The 26,416-nt window shown below is 46.9% G+C and carries 25 protein-coding genes; 8 read left to right on the forward strand and 17 right to left on the reverse strand.

The window, feature by feature from the left end; all coding sequences use genetic code 11:
• Positions 1-4: 4 nt before the first annotated feature.
• The 4 genes from B3N34_RS07885 to B3N34_RS07900 form a co-directional block, all read right to left on the reverse strand.
• Positions 5-217, reverse strand: a complete 213-nt coding sequence (locus B3N34_RS07885) for a hypothetical protein (RefSeq protein ID WP_057941009.1) — start codon at positions 215-217, stop codon at positions 5-7.
• Positions 195-2,105, reverse strand: a complete 1,911-nt coding sequence (locus B3N34_RS07890; RefSeq protein ID WP_286976570.1) for an aldehyde ferredoxin oxidoreductase family protein — start codon at positions 2,103-2,105, stop codon at positions 195-197. The genes B3N34_RS07885 and B3N34_RS07890 overlap by 23 nt, the downstream gene beginning before the upstream one ends.
• Positions 2,106-2,202: 97 nt before the next feature.
• Positions 2,203-3,480, reverse strand: coding sequence for a diaminopimelate decarboxylase (gene lysA / locus B3N34_RS07895; protein ID WP_286976571.1), 1,278 nt, complete (start codon positions 3,478-3,480; stop codon positions 2,203-2,205).
• A gap of 51 nt (positions 3,481-3,531) precedes the next feature.
• A complete protein-coding gene (locus B3N34_RS07900; RefSeq protein WP_286976573.1) occupies positions 3,532-4,890 on the reverse strand; it encodes a chloride channel protein in 1,359 nt (452 codons plus the stop codon).
• A gap of 83 nt (positions 4,891-4,973) precedes the next feature.
• Between B3N34_RS07900 and B3N34_RS07905 the strand changes: the two genes are divergently transcribed.
• Together B3N34_RS07905 and tsaA are read left to right on the forward strand one after the other, a co-directional pair.
• The gene (locus B3N34_RS07905) at positions 4,974-5,459 is read left to right on the forward strand and encodes a methylglyoxal synthase (RefSeq protein ID WP_040348289.1); all 486 of its coding nucleotides are present in this window, start codon (positions 4,974-4,976) and stop codon (positions 5,457-5,459) included.
• Positions 5,456-5,893 carry a tRNA (N6-threonylcarbamoyladenosine(37)-N6)-methyltransferase TrmO gene (gene tsaA, locus B3N34_RS07910; RefSeq protein WP_009201889.1) on the forward strand — a complete coding sequence of 146 codons (438 nt, stop codon included), beginning with the start codon at positions 5,456-5,458 and terminating at the stop codon, positions 5,891-5,893. The genes B3N34_RS07905 and tsaA overlap by 4 nt, the downstream gene beginning before the upstream one ends.
• On the opposite strand, the gene ppdK is transcribed toward tsaA, so the two are convergent.
• Positions 5,885-8,554, reverse strand: a complete 2,670-nt coding sequence (ppdK, locus tag B3N34_RS07915; protein ID WP_286976578.1) for a pyruvate, phosphate dikinase — start codon at positions 8,552-8,554, stop codon at positions 5,885-5,887. The genes tsaA and ppdK overlap by 9 nt on opposite strands.
• A 245-nt stretch (positions 8,555-8,799) precedes the next feature.
• Between ppdK and B3N34_RS07920 the strand changes: the two genes are divergently transcribed.
• Complete coding sequence (locus B3N34_RS07920; protein ID WP_091461754.1) at positions 8,800-9,285, forward strand: ferritin-like domain-containing protein; 486 nt, start codon at positions 8,800-8,802, stop codon at positions 9,283-9,285.
• Between the two features lie 59 nt (positions 9,286-9,344).
• On the opposite strand, the gene B3N34_RS07925 is transcribed toward B3N34_RS07920, so the two are convergent.
• Complete coding sequence (locus B3N34_RS07925; RefSeq protein WP_091461755.1) at positions 9,345-9,545, reverse strand: hypothetical protein; 201 nt, start codon at positions 9,543-9,545, stop codon at positions 9,345-9,347.
• Between the two features lie 456 nt (positions 9,546-10,001).
• On the opposite strand from B3N34_RS07925, the gene B3N34_RS07930 reads away from it, so the two are divergent.
• The 3 genes from B3N34_RS07930 (at position 10,002) to B3N34_RS07940 (ending at position 12,102) form a co-directional block, all read left to right on the forward strand.
• A complete protein-coding gene (locus B3N34_RS07930; protein ID WP_414632108.1) occupies positions 10,002-11,216 on the forward strand; it encodes a sensor domain-containing diguanylate cyclase in 1,215 nt (404 codons plus the stop codon).
• A 59-nt stretch (positions 11,217-11,275) separates the two neighbouring features.
• Entirely contained in the window at positions 11,276-11,536 is a 261-nt protein-coding gene (locus tag B3N34_RS07935) for a hypothetical protein (RefSeq protein ID WP_286976584.1), read from the forward strand.
• Between the two features lie 62 nt (positions 11,537-11,598).
• Positions 11,599-12,102 carry a ferritin-like domain-containing protein gene (locus tag B3N34_RS07940; protein WP_234945546.1) on the forward strand — a complete coding sequence of 168 codons (504 nt, stop codon included), beginning with the start codon at positions 11,599-11,601 and terminating at the stop codon, positions 12,100-12,102.
• A gap of 95 nt (positions 12,103-12,197) precedes the next feature.
• Here the strand turns inward: B3N34_RS07940 and B3N34_RS07945 are convergent, their stop codons facing one another.
• From B3N34_RS07945 to B3N34_RS07985, 9 genes are all read right to left on the reverse strand, one after another.
• Complete coding sequence (locus tag B3N34_RS07945) at positions 12,198-13,151, reverse strand: cation diffusion facilitator family transporter (RefSeq protein WP_286976588.1); 954 nt, start codon at positions 13,149-13,151, stop codon at positions 12,198-12,200.
• A gap of 24 nt (positions 13,152-13,175) precedes the next feature.
• Positions 13,176-14,225 (reverse strand): threonine-phosphate decarboxylase CobD, encoded by a 1,050-nt coding sequence (gene cobD / locus B3N34_RS07950; RefSeq protein ID WP_286976589.1) that lies wholly within the window; start codon positions 14,223-14,225, stop codon positions 13,176-13,178.
• A gap of 49 nt (positions 14,226-14,274) precedes the next feature.
• Positions 14,275-15,213 (reverse strand): adenosylcobinamide-phosphate synthase CbiB, encoded by a 939-nt coding sequence (gene cbiB / locus B3N34_RS07955; protein WP_286976592.1) that lies wholly within the window; start codon positions 15,211-15,213, stop codon positions 14,275-14,277.
• A gap of 160 nt (positions 15,214-15,373) precedes the next feature.
• Positions 15,374-17,188, reverse strand: a complete 1,815-nt coding sequence (locus B3N34_RS07960; RefSeq protein WP_286976746.1) for an aldehyde ferredoxin oxidoreductase family protein — start codon at positions 17,186-17,188, stop codon at positions 15,374-15,376.
• Entirely contained in the window at positions 17,188-17,664 is a 477-nt protein-coding gene (locus B3N34_RS07965; RefSeq protein ID WP_286976594.1) for a 4Fe-4S dicluster domain-containing protein, read from the reverse strand. Before B3N34_RS07965 ends, B3N34_RS07960 begins: the two co-directional genes overlap by 1 nt.
• Before the next feature lie 94 nt (positions 17,665-17,758).
• Positions 17,759-18,502 (reverse strand): 2Fe-2S iron-sulfur cluster-binding protein, encoded by a 744-nt coding sequence (locus B3N34_RS07970; protein ID WP_286976596.1) that lies wholly within the window; start codon positions 18,500-18,502, stop codon positions 17,759-17,761.
• Complete coding sequence (locus B3N34_RS07975; RefSeq protein ID WP_349679706.1) at positions 18,489-20,273, reverse strand: NADH-ubiquinone oxidoreductase-F iron-sulfur binding region domain-containing protein; 1,785 nt, start codon at positions 20,271-20,273, stop codon at positions 18,489-18,491. The genes B3N34_RS07970 and B3N34_RS07975 overlap by 14 nt, the downstream gene beginning before the upstream one ends.
• Before the next feature lie 58 nt (positions 20,274-20,331).
• On the reverse strand, positions 20,332-20,823 hold the full coding sequence (nuoE, locus tag B3N34_RS07980; protein WP_286976601.1) for an NADH-quinone oxidoreductase subunit NuoE: 492 nt from the start codon (positions 20,821-20,823) through the stop codon (positions 20,332-20,334).
• A 134-nt stretch (positions 20,824-20,957) separates the two neighbouring features.
• Positions 20,958-21,860 (reverse strand): DMT family transporter, encoded by a 903-nt coding sequence (locus B3N34_RS07985; RefSeq protein ID WP_286976604.1) that lies wholly within the window; start codon positions 21,858-21,860, stop codon positions 20,958-20,960.
• A gap of 136 nt (positions 21,861-21,996) precedes the next feature.
• On the opposite strand from B3N34_RS07985, the gene polX reads away from it, so the two are divergent.
• Together polX and B3N34_RS07995 are read left to right on the forward strand one after the other, a co-directional pair.
• Entirely contained in the window at positions 21,997-23,763 is a 1,767-nt protein-coding gene (polX, locus tag B3N34_RS07990) for a DNA polymerase/3'-5' exonuclease PolX (protein ID WP_286976607.1), read from the forward strand.
• Positions 23,753-25,459: a putative bifunctional diguanylate cyclase/phosphodiesterase gene (locus B3N34_RS07995; RefSeq protein ID WP_286976609.1), complete on the forward strand. Its 1,707-nt coding sequence runs from the start codon at positions 23,753-23,755 to the stop codon at positions 25,457-25,459. Before polX ends, B3N34_RS07995 begins: the two co-directional genes overlap by 11 nt.
• A gap of 47 nt (positions 25,460-25,506) precedes the next feature.
• Here B3N34_RS07995 and B3N34_RS08000 read toward each other — a convergent pair whose 3' ends face one another.
• Together B3N34_RS08000 and B3N34_RS08005 are read right to left on the reverse strand one after the other, a co-directional pair.
• Positions 25,507-25,728 (reverse strand): trimethylamine--corrinoid methyltransferase, encoded by a 222-nt coding sequence (locus B3N34_RS08000; protein ID WP_273002722.1) that lies wholly within the window; start codon positions 25,726-25,728, stop codon positions 25,507-25,509.
• Between the two features lie 255 nt (positions 25,729-25,983).
• Positions 25,984-26,343 (reverse strand): carboxymuconolactone decarboxylase family protein, encoded by a 360-nt coding sequence (locus tag B3N34_RS08005; RefSeq protein ID WP_286976612.1) that lies wholly within the window; start codon positions 26,341-26,343, stop codon positions 25,984-25,986.
• Positions 26,344-26,416: the final 73 nt, after the last annotated feature.

Raw genomic sequence — 26,416 nt, forward strand, 5'->3', positions numbered from 1 at the left:
ACATTTAACCCCCTCCCAAGGGAGGAAAGATCCGCACTTCATCTTCCGGATTCACCAGATCATCCAGGGAGATGTACTTCGAGCGACAGATTGCAAATCCCACTTCTTCCCTTGAAATATTTACTTTATTGAGTATATATCCCAACGTCACGGCCCGATCCAGCTCTACAATATGCTCCGTCAATCGATCGCCGCTAAATACTATAACCTTGGCCATCGTCTTCCGCTATCCAGTCGAGCCCCAATTCCGACAATTTTCCTCTGGTAGGAATGCCCCTTTCGTCCCAATTCATCATTGCGTAATATATTTGCAGCGCCTCCTGAAATTCCTCCTCAGAAAGCGAATTCCCGGAAAGAGGACCTTTTTCGAGGGGAGAAAACAACCTTTCCGGCAAGGTATCTTCTTTGACATCGAAACCCTCACGGGCATTGAACATCCTGGCGAGCACCAAAGCTCTCTCCCCGACTTTCATCAGCTCAAATGCGCTCGTTTGCCATCCGGTGAAGGCGCACATGGCATCTACGACATCTTTTATGGGCATAGAGCTTCTAGGCACCGGCACGAAATCACATATACCTGCAGCGTTAAAAAAGCTCCACCACATGGAAAGGTAGGCAAAAGTCCGCACTTTTAAGTTTGAGAAGACGGTAGGACTTTCGGGCTCCAAAATACCCAGAGGCATTATTTCTTTGAAACCATATTGGTCCTTTGAAGCAACCATAGTATCATGGGCAGCAACCATATGGTCTGCCCCCCTTTCGGAAGCAGCGTAAGCTAAGGCTAATGAATATTTCCCCCTTGGCTCATGCATCGGTAACTCCTGACCCTTTGCCGTCAAGACAAACTTTTCCGAACCCTTTCCTATGATTTCGGAGGCCCTTTTGCTGCCCTCGGCGAGAACGTCGCCAAAGCCTTCTCTTTTTGCTATCTTTTCTATCATGGCCAGGAGGACCTCGCCGTTGCCAAAGGTCAGCTCTATTCCGTCGGTATCGTCTCCGGTCAAAATATTTGCCTCGAAGCATTCCATGGCAAAGGCTATGGTCATCCCGGTGCTGATGGTGTCCAAGGTGTATTCGTTGCACATCTGATTTGCTTTAGCTATAACTTCTATGTCATCGACTAAACAGAGCGATCCAAAAGAAGCAAGTGTCTCGTACTCAGGGCCGCCGAATCGTGGCTCTACTCCATAACGATCCGATTTAACGGCTCTTTTACACCTCACGGGGCAGGCGTAGCAGCCTTCCCTTGCCACTAATATCTTCTCATTCATAGCCTTCGCAGAGATTGCCTCGGCCCTGTCGAATTCACCGTAACGAAAATTTTTGGTCGGCAAAATCCCGGCTGCATTATTTCCCAAAACGGAAGCCGCTGTTCCGCTTTCGTACAACCCCCTGGTCAGAGGATTCTCCATTACCGTAGAGCCGAATTTCTTGGATATTTCCGACATAAGCTTATGGTCCGCTATGGGAATCTGCTTTTTACCTCGGACAGCGATAGCTTTGAGGTTCTTGGAACCCATCACGGCTCCAAGTCCATTTCTGCCGTTAAAATGTTTTAATTCATTAGTTATGCAGGCATACCTTACTAGGTTTTCTCCGCCGGGCCCTATCTGGGCAACTCTAATGGCGGGGTCTTTGTGTCTATCTCTTATCGCATCCTGAACTTCGCCGGTCTTTTTCCCCCATAGATCTCCGGCATCGCATATGCTCACATCTCCGTCGTTTATATAAAGATAAACCGGTTTACAGGCTTTGCCCCTTATGACAATCCCGTCAAAGCCGGCACGCTTTAGCTCAGGCCCCCAAAAACCTCCGGCCTCAGACTGTCCAAAGGCATTTGTCAAAGGCGACTTGGCACCCACGGCAAAACGACACATCCCTCCTAAAGGTGCGCCCGTTAAAGCTCCGGGGGCAAAGACCAGAACGTTATCCGGGCCCAGAGGATCGATGCCGGGCTTCATCATCTTAAGTAAATAGTAGCCTATTAAACCAGAACCCCCCATGTAGGTCCTATAGAATTCGTCGCTAACATTCTCCACTTCGATCCTTTCCGCAGATAAGTCGACGTGCAAAACCCTTCCGTTGTATCCGAAAGCCAATTTCATTCCCCCTCAAATTAATCGCAATTATCTTTAAATTTGTCTATATTTTTAAATTATAATTCACTTATTAGCCGAGAGACAAATTCTGTAAAACAGGCTTTTAATCGTCACAAATCGACCTTTGCTTGGCCAGTAAATCGTCGTAGGTTTCTCTCTCGACGGCCAGGAAATCCTTTCCGTTCTCGACGAAAACAACTGCAGGTCTGGGAAGCATATTATAATTGCTGGCCATAGAATAGTTGTATGCTCCCGTGTTGAAAACCGCCAGCAGGTCTCCTGGCTTAATATCGTCTGGGACAGGAAGGTTTTCTATCAAAATGTCACCGCTTTCACAACACCTGCCCGCCACGGTTACGATTCTGTCCTTTGGCAGGCCTTCCTTACCCACCACTTCGGCGTCATATTTAGCCCCGTACAGAGCGGGCCTGGGATTGTCCGCCATTCCGCCGTCTACGCTTACATAGGTAGTAGAACCTGCTATTTCCTTGATGGCTCCTATGGTGTACAAAGTTATTCCCGCTTCACCTACTATCCATCGACCGGGCTCTATAGCAACGGAGGGCAGAGATAACCCAAAGGCAGAACATCTGGCCCTTAATCTTTCCATTACAGGATCCACGAAATAGGATAGCGGTTTTGAAGAAGCATCTCCATGGGTAGCGATGCCAAAACCGCCCCCAATATCCAGCTCTTCGAGGATAAAACTTTTATCGCTCTGTAAATTTGCCATAAGCTCAGTAACGACATCTATAGCCTGTACGTAGGGCCTATGATCTTCTATCTGAGACCCCAGGTGAAAATGAAGGCCCTTCAAAGCAATGTGCTCCATCGAGAGCGACTTTTCCACCAAATAGGGTACGCGCTCCAAAGGGATGCCGAATTTGGATCCCCTGTGACCTGTTTGTATATATTTATGTGTTAAAGCCTCCACTTCGGGCGTCACTCTAAGAAGGATCGACGCACGCCGCCCCTTCGAAGATGCAATTTCATTAATTAAATCCAATTCCCCTTCCCAGTCGACGACTATCCTTCCCACGCCTCTGTCTATAGCCGTCTCGATTTCTTGGCGAAGTTTGTTGTTACCGTGAAACACTATATTTGCCGTAGGAAAATTGGCCTTTAAAGCCAGGTGAAGCTCTCCTCCCGATACGACATCAAGGCCCAATCCTTCTTTTTTTATCAAACTACACATAGCAATAGTCAAAAAAGCCTTCCCGGCATAATAGGCACGAGAGTTTGCGTAATGGCCAAGAAAATCTCCCCGTATTTCTCGACATCGATCTTTGATGATGCTTTTTGAAACCACATATAAAGGAGTCCCGTATTTTGAAGCTAAATCCCTCAAATTACAGCCATCGAAATAAAGACCTGTCCTCATCGATAAATTCATCTCCCCTATTCTTACTAGAAAAGTAAAGTCTCGGTTTAGCTATTTGTTTTTCTGCTTAATTCTTAAAGCCCTGATATATCTTGACAGAAATATCTTAGAAGAAAGGATCTTAACTTTATAAAAAGCTTGCTCGCCGGAGTAGGGTGGAATCTCGAAAACTTTGGATTTGGGTCTTGCCAATACTTGCGTGGGATAGATGCTCCTGTGACCGCTGACTACGAAGGAAAGGACACAAGCTATGGCAGCCAGGGGTGTAGCTTGGGGACCCATTATTTCCATGGCCATAATGCTGGCGGTTATAGGGGTATTAGCGGCACCGGCGAGCACGGCCGTAAACCCCATTACGCTCAATAAAATCGGATCGGATCCCGTAAGTCGCGCAAAGGTTGCTCCTGCCGTCGCACCCACGAAAAAGGTGGGGGTCAACACACCCCCGCTACCTCCGCAGGAAAGGGTGATCGCCATGGCAAGGGACTTTATAAAAAAAGCAAACAGGGGAACACTGGAGCCTGAAAGGGCTTCGTAAACCGTATCCATACCAAGACCGAGATATCTGGTACCCAGCGTCAAAGCCATAGCCAACAGCAAAAATCCGCCAAAAAGGGGCTTTTTCCACCAAGACATATCGAGCTTTTTGAACCTGCTTTCCGTGTAATTAAGCATTTCGATATGCATAATTGAAACAAATCCGAAAAAAATGCCTGCCATTACCGATAATAAAATGACCTTCCATTCTAACGAGATCGGGATAATTCTACCGGCTAAACCTGGAATGCCAAAACTGGTTGCAACGATTCTGGCTATAATACCACTTATGAAAGACGGCAACAATACATCGTAAAGCATCTGTCCTATGTACAGCACCTCCACCCCGAATACCGCACCGGAGATCGGGGTTCCGAAGACCGCCGAAAAACCGGCAGATATACCACAAACTACCAATTTTTTTCTGTCCTCTACGTCCAGGCGAAGAAGACCTGCCAGCCAGGACATCAAGCCTCCGCCTATTTGAGCACAGGGACCCTCTTTGCCTGCAGAGCCCCCTGAAGCCAGAGTCGTTATAGTGGCCGCAAGCTTAACGGGAACTACCTTTAAAGGAATATATCCTTGCTTGTAATGGACGGCTTCGATGACCTTTTCCGTTCCGTGCCCGTGAGCCTCTGGGGCAAAGGTCTTTATCAAAAAGGCGCTTGCCAGAAGCCCCAGGGGCAGCAGCAAAATACGCCAAAAAGGCGGCAGCCCGCCCACGAAGGTAACAGAACCTTCTAGGAGATGCAAAAAGATAGAAGCCGCCCCTCCTACAATTAAACCCGCCAACAGGGAGAGAATACCCCACTTGGCCGCGGAATATAGAAGTACAAATATCTCTTCGAACCTCTTATCATCGCCATTTTTCACTTGACATCACCCGGGAATGATTATAGCATTTTAGACGTTCTGTCATTTTATATCGTGAAAGTAACAAAGGGGAGTGAAAAGCTGTGTACAGGAAAAGAATTGCTTTGGTCGCTCACGACAGCATGAAGGGTGACATCATCGAGTGGGCACTTTATAATAAAGGCACCCTAACGGAACACGACCTCTACTCTACAGGAACCACTGGTTTCTTGCTGGAAAGAGAGCTTGGGGTTCCGGTTTTCAAATTCAAATCGGGCCCTCTGGGTGGAGACCAACAGTTGGGAGCTCGAATTGCCGATGGCTTGATCGATATATTGATCTTTTTTTGGGACCCCCTTAACATTCAACCCCACGATCCTGACGTAAGGGCACTGCTGAGGATATCGGTCGTCTACAACATACCTACTGCCTGCGACAGATCTACGGCAGATTATCTGATTTCCTCGCCACTACTTAAGGAAACCTACAAGCCGATCAGAAAGTTTAACCCAGAGGAATACCAGCAGAGCAGGAACCTTAAATTCCTGGAACAGATAAAATCCTACGAGGATAAGGAGGAACAAGTGTGAGTGGTTTGTGGGGAATCTCTCCTATAGGAAAAGTTTTATCCCCCATAAAGGAGCCTGTCAAACCGGATTTATTTCACAACGTCAGATGCTCCGTGGAAATATATCCCGAGTTCAAGGAAGGATTGTTAGGCTTAGAAGAAGAAAGAGAAGTCCTCGTGATGTTTTTGTTTCACCTCAATCTCAATATTGAGAAATCTCCCCTTCTGGTACATCCGAGGGGAGATACTTCGAAGCCTTTGCGGGGGGTATTTGCAACCTGTTCTCCGACGAGGCCAAATTCGATAGGAACAAACAGGTGCCGCCTGATCGCTTTGAGGAATTACTATATAGATCTTATCGGCTTGGAGGCAATAGACGGCACCCCCGTAATCGACATTAAACCCTTTTCATGCCTGGATCCCCGATATGATGCGAAGGTCGAAGATCTAATTTAGCAGACCCAGCGATGAATGGGCGGCCGAAAGCCTCGCTACGGGAATACGCATTGCCGAACAGCTGACGTAATCAAGCCCAATGCGGTCGCAAAAGGCAATGCTCGACGGATCCCCGCCGTGTTCTCCGCATATACCAAGCTCTAGGTCTTTTTTCGCGCTTCTGCCTTTTTCGACTGCCATCTTCATCAAGGCTCCCACCCCTTTGCGGTCTAAAGTGCGGAAGGGATCTTCCGTATATATCCCCAGACGCACGTAGGCTGCCAAAAATTTACCCTCCGCATCATCCCGGGATACGCCTAAAGTTGTCTGAGTGAGATCGTTGGTGCCGAAGCTGAAGAAGTCGGCGTATTCAGCTATCTCATCGGCGACTATAGCTGCCCTTGGTAACTCGATCATCGTGCCTATTTTGCATCTCCAATTCTCTCCGTAAGATTCGGCAATTTCGGCAACTGCCTTTTCTATGTTCGCCCGAAGCATGCACATCTCCTGCCCGGTCGCGACCAGCGGAACCATGATTTTGACCTTGACGTCAACGCCTCTTTTAATCAGCTCGCAGGCCGCCTGAGCAATGGCCTTCGCCTGAGCTTCGTATATTTCGGGGTAGAGCACGCCGATACGGCAACCCCTGAAGCCCAACATAGGGTTGCCCTCTTGAAGCCCTTCAATCCTCTTCAAAAGGATCTCCAGTCTCTGCGCTTCTGGAGATTCTCCTCTGCCCTCGGACCAAAGCTGGGCTAACTTCTTGGCTACATCCTTACCCTTCGGCAAAAACTCGTTTAGAGGGGGGTCCAACAATCTCACAATAACGGGAAGGCCTTGCATCACCTCAAAAATTTCCACGAAATCATCCTTCTGCAATCTGGCGAGCTTTTCCAATGCATCCATTCTGTCTTCGACCTTTTCCGCCACAATAACCTGCTGCATTATGGAAAGGCGATCGCTTTCTCTAAACATATGTTCCGTCCTGCACAGCCCGACTCCTTTTGCGCCAAGCTTTCGAGCCTGCCGCGCTTCTTCAGGGGTATCACAGTTTGCCCACACCTGAAGCCTGGCGAACATGTCGGCCATATCCAGGAAGTGGTGAAGATATTCTTCGTGCATGGAGGGCTCGATTAAGGGAGCCTCTCCCGGGTACACCTTTCCGCTGGTTCCGTCGATCGTTATTACATCATCTTTTTTAACGGTAAATTCTCCTACGGTAAATCTCTCTCCGATAAGGTCGATGTTTACCGCCTCACATCCTACAACACAGGGAATTCCCAATGAACGGGCAACTAAAGCGGCGTGGCTCGTCTGCCCTCCCCTGCTCGTAAGCAACCCGGCTGCCCTGGAAAGACCGTGTATATCCTCGGGCGTCGTTTCAGGCCTTACGAGTATTACAGGTTCTCCGCTTTTGCCGCGCTCTTCGGCCTCGTCTACATCGAAAACCACCTTTCCTGTAGCGGCGCCGGGAGATGCGGCTATACCTTCTGCTATGGAAGATAAATCTGCCGAAGGATCGACTTGTCGATGGAGCAGCTGTTCGATCTCTTTTGGCGTTACCCTGGTCACCGCTGTGCGGGCATCGACTATGCCCTCCTTGACCATGTCCGATGCTATCCTTACTGCAGCCTTAGCCGTGCGCTTCCCGTTTCGAGTTTGGAGTATATATAGCTTGCCCCTCTCTACCGTAAACTCTATGTCCTGCATGTCTTTGAAATGTCTTTCAAGCTTTTCGGCGACAATTTTAAGTTCTTCGTAAATATGTGGACTGACCTCCTTTAATGCTCCTATAGGTTGGGGAGTTCTTATTCCTGCCACGACATCTTCGCCCTGAGCATTAATCAAAAACTCGCCGAAAAGCTCCTTATCGCCCGTAGAGGGGTTGCGGGAAAATAACACGCCCGTGCCACAGTCGCTCCCCAAGTTTCCAAAGACCATTTCCATTACCGTGACAGCCGTTCCCAAATCATCGGGTATATTGGCAATTTTCCTGTAGGTTACCGCTCTCTTGTTGTTCCAACTCCTAAATACAGCCTCGATGGCCATCTTTAACTGGGCCCAAGGATCTTGAGGAAAGGGTTCTCCGCTTTCCGATTTCACTATCTCCTTGAAATGACTGATTATTTTCGCCAAATTTTCTTCAGGTATCTGATGATCAAATTTGATGTTAAGTTGTTTTTTATGTTCGCTTAAAACCTTCTCGAAATGATCAAGGTCGATACCTAATACCACGTTAGCGAACATTTGTATAAACCTTCGGTAACAATCGTGGGCAAAACGCGGATCCCTGGAGTTTTCGGCAAGAGCTAGAACCGTACGGTCGTTAAGCCCAAGGTTTAATATGGTATCCATCATGCCCGGCATGGATATGGGAGCTCCCGAGCGAACCGACACCAAAAGCGGGTTTTCTTCTCCCCCAAAGGTCTTTCCGCTGACATGCTCAAGATAATGCATATGCTCTACGACTTTAGGCCACAGTTGATCAAGCAGTCCGAGGCCTTCTTTCATATAGGCACGGCAAGCCTCGGTCGATATGATGAACCCGTTTGGGACGGGCAAACCTAGCGATTTCATCTCGGCCAAATTAGCCCCCTTGCCGCCCAGAAGGTCCACCATTCCGGCGTTACCCTCGTCAAAGCGATATACATACTTCACTCCTGTCTTGATAACGCTCATCATTCTTACCTCCTTGCAGATTTGCTATCTGCATATCGCGTTGACGATTTATCTCTAAACTCTCTCATCGTCTCACTTACATTTTATTCTAGTATACCACTATGTGCAAATTCAGTGTAGGGTAGGGCTTATATCGGAACTTTAGTTTACTCGACCCACTCTTCGTCGATTCGTTGTGTAAATAAAATATTTGGGCTAAAATATTTTTATAAAAGTATGAAAACTTTACCTTTTAGGAGGGATGAGGAATGGCACAGAAAACGAGGAAGCTGGTAGAAGAACATGCAGACAAACTGATAGAGCTGTTGAACAAAGCTTATGCCGATGAACTTGTAGCCTATTTTTATTACAAAACTGCCGCCCTTTTAGTTAAGGGAATTCACGCCAAAACTGTGGCTGATCAGCTCGAAGAGATTGCCAAGGAAGAAATGGAACACTCGGAAGAGCTGGCAGAACGCATAATACAGCTAGGCGGAGAACCCATTGACGACTGGGACGAGATAACCAAAAAGGCCAATTACCCAAAAGTCGATATACCCAAGGACAGATCCGATTACGAGAGCATATTGAAAGCAGTCCACGTTGCCGAACAAGGCGCTATAGGGGTATATGCAGACATCATTAACTTCTTGCAGAAAACAGCCAAAGATCCCGTTACGTTCCACGTGATACGCCATATAATGGGTGAGGAAATGCATCACGAGGAAGAGGTCGAAACGTTACTGGGCCTGTAAAAAGACAGATCAAGGCGGGATAAATTATCCCGCCTTGATCCACATTAAATGAATTTATTTTACAGTGCTTCAGGATCGCAAAGATTTTCGGCTTTTGCAGCCGCCCTGCCGCATCTTCGACAGACGAATTTGGGGTTTCTGACTAATTTTTTATACTCCTCTAAATTAGAATCGATATATCTTACGTTTTCCAAATAGCAAAGATGCTCTTCGTGACCGATATGGGGCATGGTGAATTTTGCTTCTGCCATCCGGGCCATTTTACATCCCTCCTGTAAGCATTTATAATTCTTTTAAATTATACCACCTTTGCACAAAGTTTTTGCGATAATTTCGGGCTTTTGCGGATATCCTGGTTCGTCAATTATGAAGCGCTATCAATACCGGGATAAGTTTTCATATCAGATCGAATGCTCACTTATTTCCAATGTATGATTGTAATGCTTTTTGAAAGGGGTTTGTTAATCTCAATTATGAATGTATTAAAAACCTTATTGGTGTCAAATTCGGCGGAAGGACCTAAACTTATTTATCATATCGTTATCCTCTTTTTGTTTTTGTTGGTAATTTCTGTATATATAACGATTTTGGTGGTTAATCATCGCAAAAGACACGCCAAACCTCTCTCAGACAGGCTTTATGACGGAATTTTTTTGTTCACCCTGATAGATCTTTTGCCGGAACCGATTTACCTAAAAGACAACAGGGGGGTCATTTTGATCTGCAACAAAGCTCTTCAAAATTTTCTGCATTTAAAAAAAGAAGATATTATAGGCAAAAGCGTATTTGAAATACTCACTTCGGAGGACGCAAAAACCTGCGCCGAAAAGGAAAAACCTCTTTTTGATCCCAAAGGAACTGACTGTGTCACCTACGAAAGTGTAAGAATTATAAACGGCAAAAAGTACTATGTCATCGAGCGGAAAAGGGCTATAAGCGACCAAAAAGGAGAAATATTGGGAATAGTCGGAATAATCATAGATATAACCGAATTAAAAAAAGCCCAGGAAAAGCTTATCGCAGAAGAGAACCGCCTGAAACTTGCCCTTGAGATAGGAAGTATCGCCTACATGGAACTCGATATGAAAACTAACGAAATTTATATTAGCGATACCCTACTCCAGTTATTAGGATATGAAAGTACTGTTTATCTCGGTTCTTTGGACAAATTTGTCAATTTGATACATCCCGATGATAGGGAACATTTCATATCTGGCTTATATGCATGCCTGGTAAGAAACGCAATATTTGTCCTACAATTTAGGATCAAAAAACCAAATGATGAGTATATCTGGTTGGAATGGAAAGCTAGGCCCATCGAAAAGGACTTCGATTCGGGCGAACCGGCTAAAATCGCAGCTGTTATGGTCGACATAACGGGCTATAAAAGTAAAGTTTTGAGGCAGGAACAAATCATCAGCGATCTCTACAGCGTCGCCACAACCGATAGCCTTACGGGTGCTTTGGTTAGGTGGACCGGAGAGGCTTATATAAAGCGCATTTTGGATAAAATGAATAATGGAGGCTTAAATCAAGAACCTGGCTGCCCATTTTCCTTAATAATGATCGATTTGGACAACTTTAAACTTATAAACGACACTTACGGACACCTTATGGGGGATGCGATTCTTTCAAAATTTGGAGAAGCCATAAAGAAGTCTTTGAGAAAGAATGACATATTCGTACGATGGGGGGGAGACGAATTTCTGATATTCTGCCAAAACTCCATCGATCAAACGATCCCTATGGCCGAGAGGTTAAAACATATTATCGAAGAGGCTTTTTTCATGGAAGAGGTATCGCCCACAGTATGTATTGGTCTCACTCACGCAAATCCCGGTGAGTCTTTAGACGAAATTTTCAAGAGAGCTGACGAAGCTCTATATAAAGCAAAAAAGGAGGGCAAAAACAGGATTTGCATTGTTCGTTAATGTGCTGTATCGGAATTGATAACGAAGTTAACATTATTTAACGATAAGGTGGTCTCGCAATGAGTAAAGAGATACTCCTTGAGATGAGGACAATTAAAAAGGATGAGTTCATCGAATGGTTTCGCCAAATGGGGGGAAAGGAAGAGGAACCCGATGTTTACAAAGGACCATTCTGGAATGCCCATATAGACGAACCTAAAAATATCAAACTTGGCGCTATGAACTTTATCTCCATACGCATTAAAATTGTCGTCGAGGACGATAAATACGATGATTTTATGAGCAAATTTAGGTTGCGATTCTTAAGAGCCGGAGGCTAAATAGGAAAAGAGTGGTATACTTAAAAGGAAACCAGGACATCAAGGGAGGAATAGTATTGGAAATGGAGAAAAAAATATTGGAATTTGCCCTAAAAATGGAAGGCGAAGCGAGGGATTTTTATCTGAACGCCAAAAATAAAGTTAACGATCCCACGGCCAAATCGCTCGTGAACTATCTGGCCGATTGGGAACTGTCTCATTGTAATTTCATTCAAGATCAACTGAAAAAAATCGAAAGCGCCGGCAAATGGGATCCTGCCGCCGCGACGGAAATGGACGAAGAGTCCGCCCGGGAGTTCTTGAGAAAACCCTGGATAGAAGGAGAGCTTCAAAGCTCCCTCGTATCCAGCGTATCCGATATAAGTTTGCTTAGAATGGCCTTGGCTTTGGAGCGCGATTTCAACAACTTCTACAAGAAGGCTGCCGAAAAAATTGATAATACCGACGGGAAAAAGGTCTTAAATATGCTGGCAAACTGGGAAGCTGAGCATATGTCGATAATAGACTCCCAACTTCAACAAATGCACAAAGATTTCATGACAGAGATGGGATTTGAGCCCTTTTAAAAAAGCCGTATTTTATCGCCCTGAGGTGGCTTAAGTCCAAAAGGCAAGCAGTGAAGGACGGGGATTGGGGAACTTCCTATCCATCATGGCTTGCCTTAACTTTCTTTTTCCTCGGGCTTCGGGTAACTTTTCGACAACCTCCTGCTATCTGCCGGTTCCATATGTATCGTTATAATGCTATGGGGACCGAAGCGCCTTTTAAAATCTCTCTCCAATTGAACCGTTATGTCGTGTGCCCTATTAAGCGTCATCCCGCTTTCTAGCATGATGTGAACGCTCACGGCGATATGGGGCCCTAAACGGCGTGTCTTCAAATCGTGAATTCCCTTTACATCAGGTATGTTCCATATGATATCAAGAATGTCCTTCTCCTCCTGCTCGGGGAGAGAAGCCTCTAACAGTTCGTTTATGCTCTCCATTGCCAGCGGAATGGCGAGCCTCAATATGATCATTCCCAAAATTGCCGCTGTTATGGGATCCAATACGCGCCATTTTTCGCCCAAGAGCACTGCTCCGGCGATACCCAAAAAAGTTCCTCCTGCGAGAAAGACGTCGCTTCTGTGGTCCCACGCCTTGAGCTTCAAGGTGCTGCTATCCAGCTTTTTCGCCATTCCGTTAGTATATACATACAATAGCTCTTTGACTCCCATTGTAAAGGCCGCCGGAATCAAGGTTATGACGCTTATCTTCTCTATAGACACTCCTCCGGCCACGGAAATTATCTTGTCTATGCTGTTCCACAATATGAACCCGGCAGCTGCGATGAGGAAAATGCCTATTACCAAAGTGGATAGTGTCTCAAACTTGGCATGTCCAAAATCATGGGTGGCATCACGAGGCTTTCCGGTAATACAAAAGCCTATCAACGCTACGGCATCGGTTATGGAGTCGGACAAGGAATTGACGGCGTCGGCCACAAGGGCGCTGCTCTTGCCCCACAGCCCTACCGTCAATTTAAAAATCATCAGCAACAAATTGCATACCAAGCCAATCGATATAACCCTACGAGCATAACGCGCCCTTATCTTTAAATCGTACCGGTCTTCCATAAGGAATAACTCTCCACGGGAAAATTAAGGCAGAATGCCTTTCAACGCTTCTATGAGCCTTTCGTTCTCTTCTCGGCGCTTGACGGCCACCCTGAAAAAGCGATCGTCCAGATACTTGAAGTTGGAGGCATCTCTGATCAATATGCCCCTCTCGACTAGTCTTTCCTTGATCAGGCTCGCCTTCGCATATTTGGATTTTAACAAAAGGAAATTAACTTTCGTATCAAAGGCAACTAAATTATCTATCTTATTCAGCGCACTAAGCATATAATCTATTTCGTTATTGATATACATCCTGCTTTCCTCTATATAGGAGCTGTCCTTAAAAATTTCCCTGCCCACAAGATCGGCAAAGGCGTTGACCGTCCACGGTTCCTTGTTGCTGTCCAGCCTTTCAATAAGATTAGGGTTTCCAATGCCGTATCCCAATCTCAGTCCCGGCATTCCGAAAAACTTGGTTGTTGCCCTTACGACAAACAAGTTGTCATATTTTTCGACCAGAGAAAGGGATTCGTAGTTTTTGCACTCTTTAACGAACTCTATAAAAGCTTCGTCTATCATAACGGGCATGTTCAAAGCATCGGCAGCTTTCAAAAGATCCGTCGCTTCATCGGCCGAGATTACCTGTCCGGTAGGATTATTCGGATTACCTATAATCAAAGAATCCCCACATTGCAGACGTGAAATGAGATCGCCTAAATTTAGCTTGAAACCCTCTTCCTCCTCTAACCTAAAGCATATGGGTTCTCCGTCGTTTACGCATGTAGCCCTTTCGTACTCCAAAAAGGAAGGCGATGGTATGATGGGTCTTTTTACTTTAAAGGTTCTCACAAAAAGATGTATGAGCTCTGAAGCACCATTTCCAACGATAATGCTCTCTCGAGAAATGCCCGTGTATTGTGCTATTGACTCTTTAAGGTTGCGATATTTTATATCTGGATATCTGGTAAGATCTGCCTTTTTTACGATATCGAAGACGCATTTCGGCATCCCCAAGGGATTGATATTCGAGCTGAAATCGATTAACTCGCCTTCGTAGTCATAAACATTGCCACCGTGTTCATAGGGACGCATACTCATTCCTCCTCAGCTTGTCCCAGCAAATTGCAAGCCTCCGTTAACGTCAAAACAATAAGGCCAACGCATAGAAGGACACGATCCCCAATATCGAGGAAGCGTACATGATCCTTATGCTGTCTTTTATATGCCCTGGCGAAATTTCTGTTCTTTTATCGCCAAGGATCGGCCTCATTTCAGGTCTTCCAAAATAGTAGTTAATGCCACCTAGCTGAATGTTCAAAGCACCGGCTACGGCCGCTTCGCCATGAGCGCTATTTGGACTTTTATGCCTTAACCTGTCTCTGAGAAGGACGTGCCAGCAGTTTTTATAATCATAACCCATAAGAAAAGAAGCTAATACTATCAAAAGAGCAGTTATGCGGGCAGGTATAAAATTCAATATATCGTCCAGCTTTGCCGAAGCGTATCCTATATCCCTATATTTTTCGTTGGTGTAACCGACCATGGAGTCCAAAGTGTTCGTTGCTTTATAAAAAAGCGCTAAAGGCGCTCCTCCGATAAATGCGTAAAACAAGGGAGCTATGATGGCATCGGATATATTTTCCGCTACTGTCTCTACTGCGCCCCTTGAAATCTCTTCTTGGTTCATCCTGTGCGTGTCTCTGCTCACTATATAGGACAATCTTGTCCTGGCTTCTGCAAGTTCGCCCCTTATCAGAGCATCATACACCCTGTTTGCGGCCCTGCCAAGCTCCCTGGTGGCAAGACATGTGTATATAATAAAAATCTCTAATAAATCTCCAAGATAAGGATGTATTAAGCGGGCCAAAAGGATGAGCGCATAAGATGAGATGAAAGATGAAGCGACTATCAAAAAACACAGGGCAAAGCCGGCTGTTTTTAATTCTCTAGGGTTTTTGGCCCGCCTTCTCAGTTCTTCTTCCAGCCAGGTAACGGCTTTACCTATGATAACTACGGGATGGGGATAACCCTCGGGATCCCCTAACGCTAAATCCAAGAAATAGGCCGCCAACACTTTCATCGTCTTTTCTCTCCATCTGATTTCGGCTGCATAATTTATGGCAAATATTTTCCTTGTCCATGTCAAACATACTATCGCATGTTATCCAAAAAAACTCAGGGAAGGAAGTCCCTTCCCTGAGTTTTTTCTTAGCAGATTTAAGTGTTATATAAAGCTAAAACTACAGCGAATATTTTGCTGCGATGTCAAGCAGCCCAAGGCTTTTTAGCTTTTCCTTTGTAGGTATTCCTTCCTTGCTCCATCCCCTGAGTTCGTAATATTTGGGAAGCATTTCGTGAAGCCTGTTCACCCTTCCCTTGGACGGACCGGCCGGAATCGGCTCATTAAGCAACCTAGGAGGTAAAGTGTCTTCCTTCGGAGATATGCCAGCCGTCAAGTTAAAAAGCCTTTCCAAGTTCCATATCCTTTCGCCGGCAAGGAGCAAATCTTCCGCGGTTACCTCTCTGCCGATGATAGGTGCAACCTCAGAGGCCAGATCGCCTGCATCCAAGGCAAAGGTCAAAAACAGGCAAAAGCCCAATGAATCGACAGCAGCCGTCAAATCCTGGAAGACTTTAGTCCATTGCGGTTTGGATGCAGTATCGGTAGGATCTAGTTTTTCTGGTATGCCGAGGACTTCGGGCGAAGTTAAGTATCCCCTTACGTGACACCCTCCTCTGTTGCTCGTGGCATATTCCAAACCCATGCCCTGAAGAGCTCTCGGATCGTAAGCGGGCATCTCCTGCTTTTTGGCCGACATGGAGAGTTCTGGGTGTCCGTACTTTTCGGCCAACCTATACGATCCTAGCGCCAATTCCTCCCCAAAGCCTCGTTTATAGCCCGTGTCTTCCGTCAGTTTCACTATCGCCTCAGCGTTTCCCCAATGCAGTGAAACACCTGCTTTTTTCTCCTTTATCAAACCTCGTTCCGCAAGCTCCATCGCACACCCTATAGTGCTTCCCATGGTTATAGGATCCATGCCAAGCTTGTTGCAGATGAAGTTTGCCTTGGAGATGGCTTCCAGATTGTCCACGCCGCACTGCGCTCCGTAGGCCCAAACTGCCTCGTATTCCGGACCTTCCCCTATTTCTCCCATAGCTTTAGTAACCCTTCCGCAAGCGGACGCACAGCTTGCGCAAGCCTTGTTTTTCAGAAGGATGGTTGCGGTCATGGTCTCGCCGGAAATTTTATCGGCCCCTTCAAACCACGCCTCTTTAAAGTTCCTCGTCGGAAGCGCACCGGCGGCATTGATCACGTTCACCAAGACGTTCGTGCCGTAGGCCGGCAACCCTCCGCCGGTCACTGGGTGTTCGGCTATCTTCTTGCGGGCCTTCCTAACTGCCTCCAAAAATCCCTCTTTATCCGTGACCTTTATCCCACCCGTTCCTCTTACCACCACGGCCTTCAGGTTTTTAGAGCCCATGACAACTCCAACCCCGGTCCTGCCGGCCGCCCTGTGCTTATCGTTCATAACGCAGGCAAAAAGCACCAGCTTTTCTCCTGCAGGACCGATGCAGGCCACCTTAGCTTCGGGATCAGTCTCGGATAAAAGAGTATCTGTGGTCTCGTAGCTGTCTTTGCCCCAAACGTGAGAGGCATCTTTAAGCTCTACGTGATCGTTATAGATCCACAAATACACCGGATTTGCAGATTTCCCTTCGAAAATTATCATGTCGTAGCCCGCATACTTCAACTCGGGACCAAAATAACCTCCCGAGTTCGAAGCAGCTATCGTACCCGTCAAAGGGCCTTTTGTTACGACGTTAAATCTCCCCGCCGATGTAGCAAGCGTGCCGGTAACAGGTCCGGCAGCGAATATGAGTTTGTTGTCGGGGCTTAAAGGATCGACCTTGGGATCGACCTCCTCGACAAAATACCTGCTTCCCAAACCTCTAGCTCCTAAGAAATCCTTGGCCCAATCCATCCTCAGAGGTTCCGTAGTAATCTTCTTGGTCGACAAATTTACGCGTAGGACTTTGCCCATGTACCCAAACATCACTCGCTCACCTCCTGGGCTATTTTGGCGAACTTAGCAGAAAACTCTTTTTTCTTCTGGAGGCTTATAGCATCCGCCGGCACATAGTCCAAAGCCTTAGTCGGACAAAATTCCACACAGTAGGGACTTCCATCGCACTGATCGCATTTGATGGCAGTATTCTCTTCCCAATGGTAAGACATGTTGCCAAAGGGACAAGCCATCACACACATTCTGCATCCTATACACTTGGACGCATCCACCTGAACCACGTTATTGTCGTCCCTGGAAAGGGCTCCCGTCTTACAGACGCCGATGCAAGGAGCGTCATCGCATTGCTGACAAGTCATGGGCACGTTTGCTCCCGCCTCAAACCTGTAGACCGTTACGCGTGCCAAAGAAGGTCTGAATTCGTTTTCTTTGGCCAAGGAGCATGCCAGCTCACAACTGCCACAGCCTACGCACTTCTCGGGAGAAATGAGAAGCACTTTCTCCATTTCCAATCCCCCCTCTATATTTTTTATTAACTTTCGCACAGGCCTATTCCCCCTTAAACAGGCCCAAACCTATTTACTATTTAAATTCCAAATATCAAAAGATCCTGAACTTAGAAGCATATTCCCGCTTTCTGCACCTCGGGCAGAGCTTGGCATCGGGATCCTCTATTCCTGTAAACCTCAATGCTTCCTCGGTGGTATAGACCTCACCGCAATCCGGACATCGGATCAAGGTAAATTCGCGGTCCCATATCGTCCTTTTGTCGCCCTCGTCGACGCACTCTATGTAGCCGGTAGGGCACACTTCGGCACAGCCCCCACACCCTATGCAACTTTTTGGCGGTTCCACGAAGGGCGTAACAATTTTTTTGTTAAATCCCCTCCACGCCGGTCCTATGGCACTGGGTCCCAGCGTTTCGCAGGCCCTTACACATCTGTCGCACCTTATGCAATTGTCCGGATCAAATGAGAAGCGAGGGTCCTCTTTTACACTGTATTCCTCCGCTAACGCCTTTAACTTTTCCGATTCAGGCGCTCGAGAGAGCAAAAGCCCTATGACGAACCTACGCGCCTTCACCACTTCATCGCTTTTCGTTCGCACCTCAATTGGGGCTCGTATAGGATACATGCAGGATATGGCAAGTTCGCCCCCTTTGCCCGGTCTGAATATCTCGACCATGCAGAGCCTGCAATTGCCGTCGGGCTGCAATGCAGGATGATAACAAAGCGTAGGGATCTCTATGCCCACCATCCCTGCAGCCTCCAATATGGTCGTCCCCGAAGGAACCGATAAATCCTTCCCGTCTATGTTTAAGTCCACGAAATTATGCAATTTCACCCCTCCTCGAGGAGGTAATCGAGTTGGTAGGACAGATGTCCATACACTGTCCGCAACCGATGCATTTTAACGCATCGACGACGTGAGGTTTGCGAACTTCGCCCGAAATGGCCTTTGCAGGACACATCTTGGCGCACTGTCCGCAACCGATGCAGCTGCCCTGATCTATGCTTGCCACGAAAAGCCCCTGACACACCCCTGCACGACAATAACCTTCGACATGTTCCTCGTATTCTTCATAAAAGTACTTTAAAGTGGATAACACTGGATTGGCCGCCGTCTTTCCCAATCCGCATAGTGCAGTCTTGCTCAATTCCTTAGCCATATCCTCCAAAAGCGCAACATCCTCCAAACTGCCCTTTCCTTCGCTCAAATCGTGCAGCAACTTTTGCAACACCTTGAGCCCCTCGCGGCAGGGAGTGCATTTGCCACAGGACTCCTCGACGAGAAAATCTATGAAATACTTGGCGACGTCGACCATGCACGACCTCTCGTCCATTACGATCATACCGCCCGAACCCATCATAGATCCTGATTTGACCAAGGTATCGAAGTCCACAGGCAGATCAAGCAAAGATGCGGGTATGCAACCTCCAGAAGGACCTCCCGTTTGAACTGCCTTGAAAGCCTTGTCCTTCAAAGTTCCGCCGCCTATATCGTATATTATTTTGCGCAGCGTAACTCCCATTGGAACCTCTACAAGCCCTGTGTTTTTAACTTTGCCCACCAAGGCGAAGATCTTTGTGCCGTGATTTCTATCCGTACCCAATGTTTTGTACCACTCGACACCCTTCATCAAAATGATGGGAACGTTAGCCCAGGTTTCGACGTTATTGAGCACCGTTGGCTTATCCCAGAGGCCCTGTTCGGTAGCATGAATGTACTTAACCCTGGGGACGCCGGGAAAGCCTTCTATCGATCGCATCAGAGCCGATGATTCGCCGCACACGAAAGCTCCGCCGCCCTTGCATATCTGTATGTCAAAATCAAAAGCCGAACCCAGTATGTTTTTGCCCAACAAACCCCATTCTCGCGCCTTCTCTATAGCTATCTCCAGCCTTCTAACCGCAAGAGGATATTCATTCCTCACGTAAATATAACCTTCCCGTGCCCCAACGGCATAAGCCCCGATTATCATCCCCTCAATGACGCTGTGGGGGTCTCCTTCCATTAAGCTTCTGTCCATGAAAGCACCCGGGTCGCCTTCATCACCGTTAGCTATCACGTATTTGGGGAAATCTTCCGCATCCCTGCACGACTTCCATTTGTACCCCGTCCTGAAACCTCCTCCTCCGCGTCCTCGCAGGTAGGAATCAGTAACCCGCCTTATAATCTCGTCGGGGCCTAGCTCTAAAGCCAGCGCCAATCCTTCGTAGCCGTCCGTAGCTATATAATCTTCTATTGATGTGGGATCTATATGCCCCGACCTCCTGAGAACCAGCCTATGCTGATTGGCGTAAAAGGGAATTTCGTGGTCCTTTTTAAATGTCTTCTTTGTTACCGGGTCACGGTAAAGCAGGCGCTCTACAACTTCGCCTCCTAGAATCGTCCTCTGCACAATTTCATTAACATCCTTCGGCTTTACGTTTTGATAAAATATCTCGCCGGGAGAAACGATCACTATGGGTCCTCTCTCGCAAAAGCCGTGGCAACCTGTAAATTTCGCCATAGCCTCGACTTCGCCCACTCCCCGTAAAGCCTCCTCGAAGGCTTTCAAGACCTCCATACTGCCATTCGATACACATCCGGTCCCGCAGCAAACGCGCACCATTGGGGTATCGCAAACTTTTGCTCTGGCTTCTTTTAAGTTTTGCCTGTAAATGCGAAGGTCATCTGGTCTTAGAAAGGATTGCATCTTCTTTTTCCGCCTCCAATATCCTGCTTACGTCATCCACGGTCAGCTTGCCGTAAACCTTATCGCCAACCATCATAACGGGAGCCATGGCACAACATCCGAGGCAATTCACCGTTTCCAAGGTAAAAATTCCGTCCTCGGTGGTCTCCCCGGCGGCAATACCCAACTTTTCGCCAATAACATTTAATACCTGTTTTCCGCCTCGCAGATGACAAGCTGTCCCCTGACAGACCTTTATCGTCTTTTCTCCTTTGGGGACCAGGCTCAAAACCTTGTAAAAAGTGGCAACAGCAAAGACTCTGCTTTCCGGAATATCGAAATATCTGGCAATTGAACGCATTGCTTCGGTTGGCACGTAACGAAATCTTTCTTGGACATCGAGAAGCAGCTGTAATAAGAAACGCGGATTTTTTTCATAACGACAGAGCAAATCCTCTATCGCTCCGTTTGACGTAGCGCTTAGCATTAAAATTCCCCCTTATTTGCTCCAATCCCCCGATAATAATCCCCTTATTTACGTATATGATATCACTTCGATACTAAAAAGTGAAGAGATCGTCTTAAAAACCGATATGTTGTCACTATATTAGTGTATTTGAACTAAGACTCCTGTTTTCCTCTGTTTTCTCCTAAAGCAGCCAGAACAATTCCCGCCAATACCAGCGATCCGCCGAATATCGTAATGGGCATTATCGCCTCGCCCAACGCAAAGTAGGCCAAAATAGGGCTTACCACGGGCTCTCCCAACAAGGCGATTGCCACAAAACCTGCTGAAAAATATTTGAGGGACCAGTTGTAACTGCTGTGTCCGATGATCTGAGGAAAGAGCGCTAACCCCCAGAAACATAGCCACGTCTTTTTGGGATAACCGAAGAGAGGATAGCCAAGGCATACGATTAGGGCGAACAAGATCACCGCTGCAGTGGAATAACAAATTGTTATATATGAAAGCAGAGACAGCTTTTGCCTCAGCCTGCGACCGAACAGAAGATAAAAGGCAGCGCACCAGCTTCCGGCTATGGCAAGAAAGTCCCCGTAAAGGGCTTTCCCCCCGAGAGCAAAATCGCCTGCGCTTATCACAGCGCTCCCTATCACGCTGAAAGCCACTCCCAGCAGAGACATCCCTCTTAGCCTGTCACTGCTCATGAAGGGCGTAAGCAGGGCAACCCAAATGGGGTTTGTATTGACCAGCACTACGCTACTTGCTACTGTCGTATAATCGAGCGAAGATATCCAAAAAGCAAAATGCAGGCTTAAAAAAGCACCTGAAGCAACTGCAACTTTTAGGTCCTTTAACGTCAACGATTTTATCTCTTCCTTGGCATAATGACAGGCAAAGGGAAATAGGAGAAGGCTGGCAAGCCCCACGCGATAGGCGGATATTACCAAAGCCGGCGCCTCCGCAAGACGGATGATTGTTGCTCCCGTCGATACGGCTATGACTCCCGCTCCCAAGACCAGAAATGGCATAAGTAATGGCAACGTACCTTTTTTATCTTTCATCAAAACTCAGCCTCTAATTTAATAATTTGATAAATCTTACGGGTGCAGTCGATGCATGGAAATCTTTTGCATTTATAATATTACTAACTTTTCTATCGGACAATGAAACATGTTGTTCAAACAGGAGGTAAATAGGATGGAAGGAAATATCGACTCAAATGCCGTCGCGGAGATCTTTGAGCGTATAGCCCTCCTCTTGGAGATAAAGGGAGAGGATAGGTTCAAAATTAATGCATATAGACGCGTTGCCGAAAGTTTGAGAAACGAAAGCAGAGACATATATGCACTCTACAGAGAGGGAAAGTTAAAGGAAATTCCCGGGGTCGGAAAGGCCATAGAACAGAAAATCTGCGAACTTCTGGAAAGCGGGAAATTGGAATTTTACGAAAAACTGACGGAGGAAGTCCCCGATAAGCTGCTTTCCCTCTATGAAATACCGGAGATGGGCCCAAAGAGAATAAAAACGGTTTGGGAAATGCTCGGCATCGAAACGCCGGAGGAACTTGAAAGAGCGGCGCGAGAGGGAAAACTCAAGGATTTGCCGGGTTTTGGACCGAAGGTCGAGCGAAAAATACTCGAAGGCATCAAGGCCTTTAAAGAAAAGCGTCTAAGCTCGAGATTTCCCCTGGGCGAGGCGTGGAAGTATTTACAGGTCATTTTAGATCACATGAAAAACTGCGAGGGCATAATCGCCATCTCCCCCGCCGGCTCATTGAGACGTATGAAAGAAACCGTGGGAGATTTGGACATTCTCGTCGCAGCCGAAGCCGAGGCATCGGAAAAAATTACGAATACTTTTACAAATCTCTGGATCGTGGATGAGGTCATCTTATCGGGTCCGACGAAGACCAGCATGAGGCTAAAAGGAGGGTTGCAGGCCGATTTGCGCATAGTTGAACCCGCAAGATGGGGAACGGCGCTGCAATACTTTACGGGAAGCCAGCAGCACAATATCTTATTGAGAGAGGCGGCCCTGAAAAAGAACTTGAGCTTGAGCGAATATGCGTTGACGGATACAATAAGCAGCGTAGAAATACTTTGCCCAAAAGAGGAAGACGTATACGGAAGGCTTGGGATGTCATGGATACCGCCTGAACTGAGAGAGGGAACCGTGGAAATCAAGCTTGCCCTGGAAAAGAAACTCCCAAAATTGATAGAGACAGAGGATATAAAGGGCGACCTTCAAATACACTCCAATTGGAGCGACGGAAAGAGGCCCTTAAAAGAGATGGTAGAGAAAGCCTGCGAGCTTGGCCGAAGCTATATCCTGATAACCGATCATTCTCAGGGTTTGGGCGTAGCTAAGGGGCTTACTCCCGACAGACTTACACAACAGTGGCGCGAAATAGACGAGCTGAACGAAATGCTCGCAGGTAAAATAGTGATACTTAAAGGAACGGAGGTAGAGGTAAAAGCTGACGGTTCTTTAGACTATGACGATGAGCTTTTAAAGAGCTTCGATGTGGTAGTAGCTGCCATCCACTCAAATTTGAGACAGGATAGAGATCAACTGACCGAGCGATATATAAGGGCGATCTCTCATCCCCTCGTTCACATCCTGGCTCACCCAACGGGCAGGCTTTTCGGATCAAGGGAGGAAGCGGAGGCGGATTGGGAGGAGATTTTCAAGACTGCCGCCTCGACGGGAACTCTTCTTGAGATAAATGCCCATCCAAGCAGGCTCGATCTGTCGGAAAAAAGGATAAAGCAGGCTTCCAGTTACGGCTGTATGTTCGTGATAAGCACCGATGCCCATGATACGGCAGAAGAGGAGCACATGTTCTTCGGGGTGGCCCAGGCAAGGCGGGCATGGCTAACCGTCGAAGACGTTGCAAATGCACAATCCTTGGATGCCTTTTTGGGGCTGATTAAAAAACGACGCGGGGTTCATCATGAGCGATAAACTGAACAGTATAAATTCCTATTTCCACTTTCCCATGCTCGAGTTGATTGTCAATAACATCAAGGAGGGGGTTGTCGTCACCGATACGGGCGGGGCTATCGTTTGGGTAAATCCCTCATTTACGACAATTACCGGGTATTCCGCCGAGGAGGCCATCGGACAAAATCCCAGAATTTTAAAATCTGACTATCACGACCATTCATTCTACAAAAACCTCTGGGACTCAATTTTGACGGATGGTTTCTGGGAACAGGAAATTTGGAACAGGCGCAAGTCCGGGGAAGTTTACCCGGAATTGCTTTCCATATATGCCTTAAAGGATCATCGTAGCGTAACCAGATATTTCGTAAGCATCTTCACCGATCTGACCGACGTGAAGGCAAAAGACCGGCAACTTCACAATTACCTTTACGTGGACCCTCTTACCGGCCTTTATAACAGGAATTATTTTTTGAAGGACCTGAAATCGAAGGTAGGCGATGCCCTTAATTCGACGAAACAGGTCGGCATTTTTTTAATGGATTTAGACCGTTTCAAATTAATAAACAGCACCTTTGGCTATCTTTACGGAGATCACATTCTGCAGCTCGTTTCAAAACGTCTGTCATCGAACAAAAAGCATAGAAATGACACGTTATACCGCTTAGGAGAAGACGAGTTTGCTCTTATAGCAACTTTAGAAAACCCCCTTGAGGCCAGGCGAATAGGCAGGGATCTTATCGAGGTCATGCAGGACCATTTCGCCAGCGATAAAGGCCCCATATACGTTCGATTGAGCATGGGAATAGTCATTGCGCCTGTTGACGGGACGAAAGAATCCGAGCTAATGAGAAAAGCTGAAATCGCGCTGAATAAGGCGAAATCCAGGGGAGGCAATAGTTTCGCATTTTACGATAATTATTCTGAAAAACAATACAGAAGTAGACTTAGCCTCGAAAATGCCCTTTTGTCCGCTCTTGAGAGAAAAGAATTCAGAATGACCTTTCAACCACAGATAGATGTTTCGACGGGCAGGGTCTTCGGTGCCGAAGCCCTGTTGAGGTGGAGACATAACGGTGAGAACATCTCTCCCGCATTATTTTTGCCGGTAGCAGAGGAAATAAGCATTATGCCAGACATAGGATTTTGGGTTTTCAAGGAATGTTGCCAAAGGATGTCAGAATGGATTAGCCAAGGCATTGAGCTCGGAAAGCTTTCGATCAATGTATCGGCCTCACAGTGCCACAACGAGACCTTCCTCGAAAGGGTATTTAAGATAATTTCCGATGCCGACGTAAATCCCGAGAGGATAATGTTGGAGATAACGGAAAGCGTGCTCATGGAGGACAGGAACAAGATAAAAGAGCTGTTCAAAAGGTTGAAAACCTTGGGAATCGGGGTTGCCATTGACGACTTCGGCACCGGCTATTCCTCCCTTTCCTATTTAAAAGATTTTCCAGTAGATATATTAAAAATCGACAAATCCTTCGTCGATAACATCGAAACCGACGAAAGGGACAGGGTTATCGTGAGGGGAATAGCAAAGGTCGGCGAAGTTATGGGCATGGAAGTAATAGCCGAGGGAGTGGAAAGGAAGGAACAGCTCGAAATATTAAGGAACTTAGGCATAAGATACGTTCAGGGTTACCTATACAGCCCTCCTCTAGAAAAGGATGAATTTATCGCCTTTTGCACATCAGGCAAAGTAAAGCTCTAAAAGCAAAGATGAATCGCTTTCTTTCTTCAAATGCCCGGCAGCTGCACTTAACTTCGATCGCAGAACCTGAATCTCAGCCTCCCTGCTCCGTCGGAAGCAAATAAGTAGTCACCTTCCCGCGTTGGGGAGACCTCTTTTAAATGTTCTAATACCTCTTTATGGATCCAACAGGTTATGTCATCCTCTCCCTCTACGACGAAGGGTATGAAATTTTCTCTATCCGCTTCATCGGGGCTGCCTATGAGGCCCGCCGGGCCTACATAAGCCATTCATCAGCCAGCTATATTGGTACGCATGGCAATCATGAAATGACCGCCCCGTTCTTTGACCATCCCCAGCCAATACTTCGAACTTATCTTGACTTTTTGCCTTTCTTGCAAGAATTACCCTCCTGTCTTCTAGGTTTGCCTTGTCAACTTCTGTGACCCCTATAAAGGATCGCCCTTCCCGATAAACTGGCAGCGAAGGGCGATCCAAAAACCGCTTGAAGATATGTTTTACGGCATCAAAGAAGCTTGAATTAGTTAAGACTTCTTCCCGAAGTCGCCGGCGAACTCCTTGATAGCTTCGTTTACCAAGGTGACGCTATGGCCTACGGCTGGACCGCCTCCAAACTGCGAGGCAACCAGAGCAGCTTCCATGACTTCATCTCCGGTGGCGCCGGCCTTAAGGGCATTATAGACATGGGTGACAATGCAATATTTACAATTGGTGTATACTGCCACGGCAACGCATATCAGCTCTTTGGTCTTGAGATCCAAAGATCTTGGCGTCATCAGCTTACCCGTGAACTCTATAAAGGCCTCCACTTCTGGGCGTTCACGGCCGATTTCTTTCACACCGCTTTCAAGCTCTTTCATAATTTCTCTGGGGTTCCAAGCCATCGCAATTCACCTCGCTTGTATATTGTTTACTGATAACGAACCAATTATATTTTATCAAATATACTCGAAAATG

Origin of the sequence: Acetomicrobium sp. UBA5826 (assembly GCF_002433005.1) — a bacterium.
Lineage (GTDB): Bacteria > Synergistota > Synergistia > Synergistales > Acetomicrobiaceae > Acetomicrobium.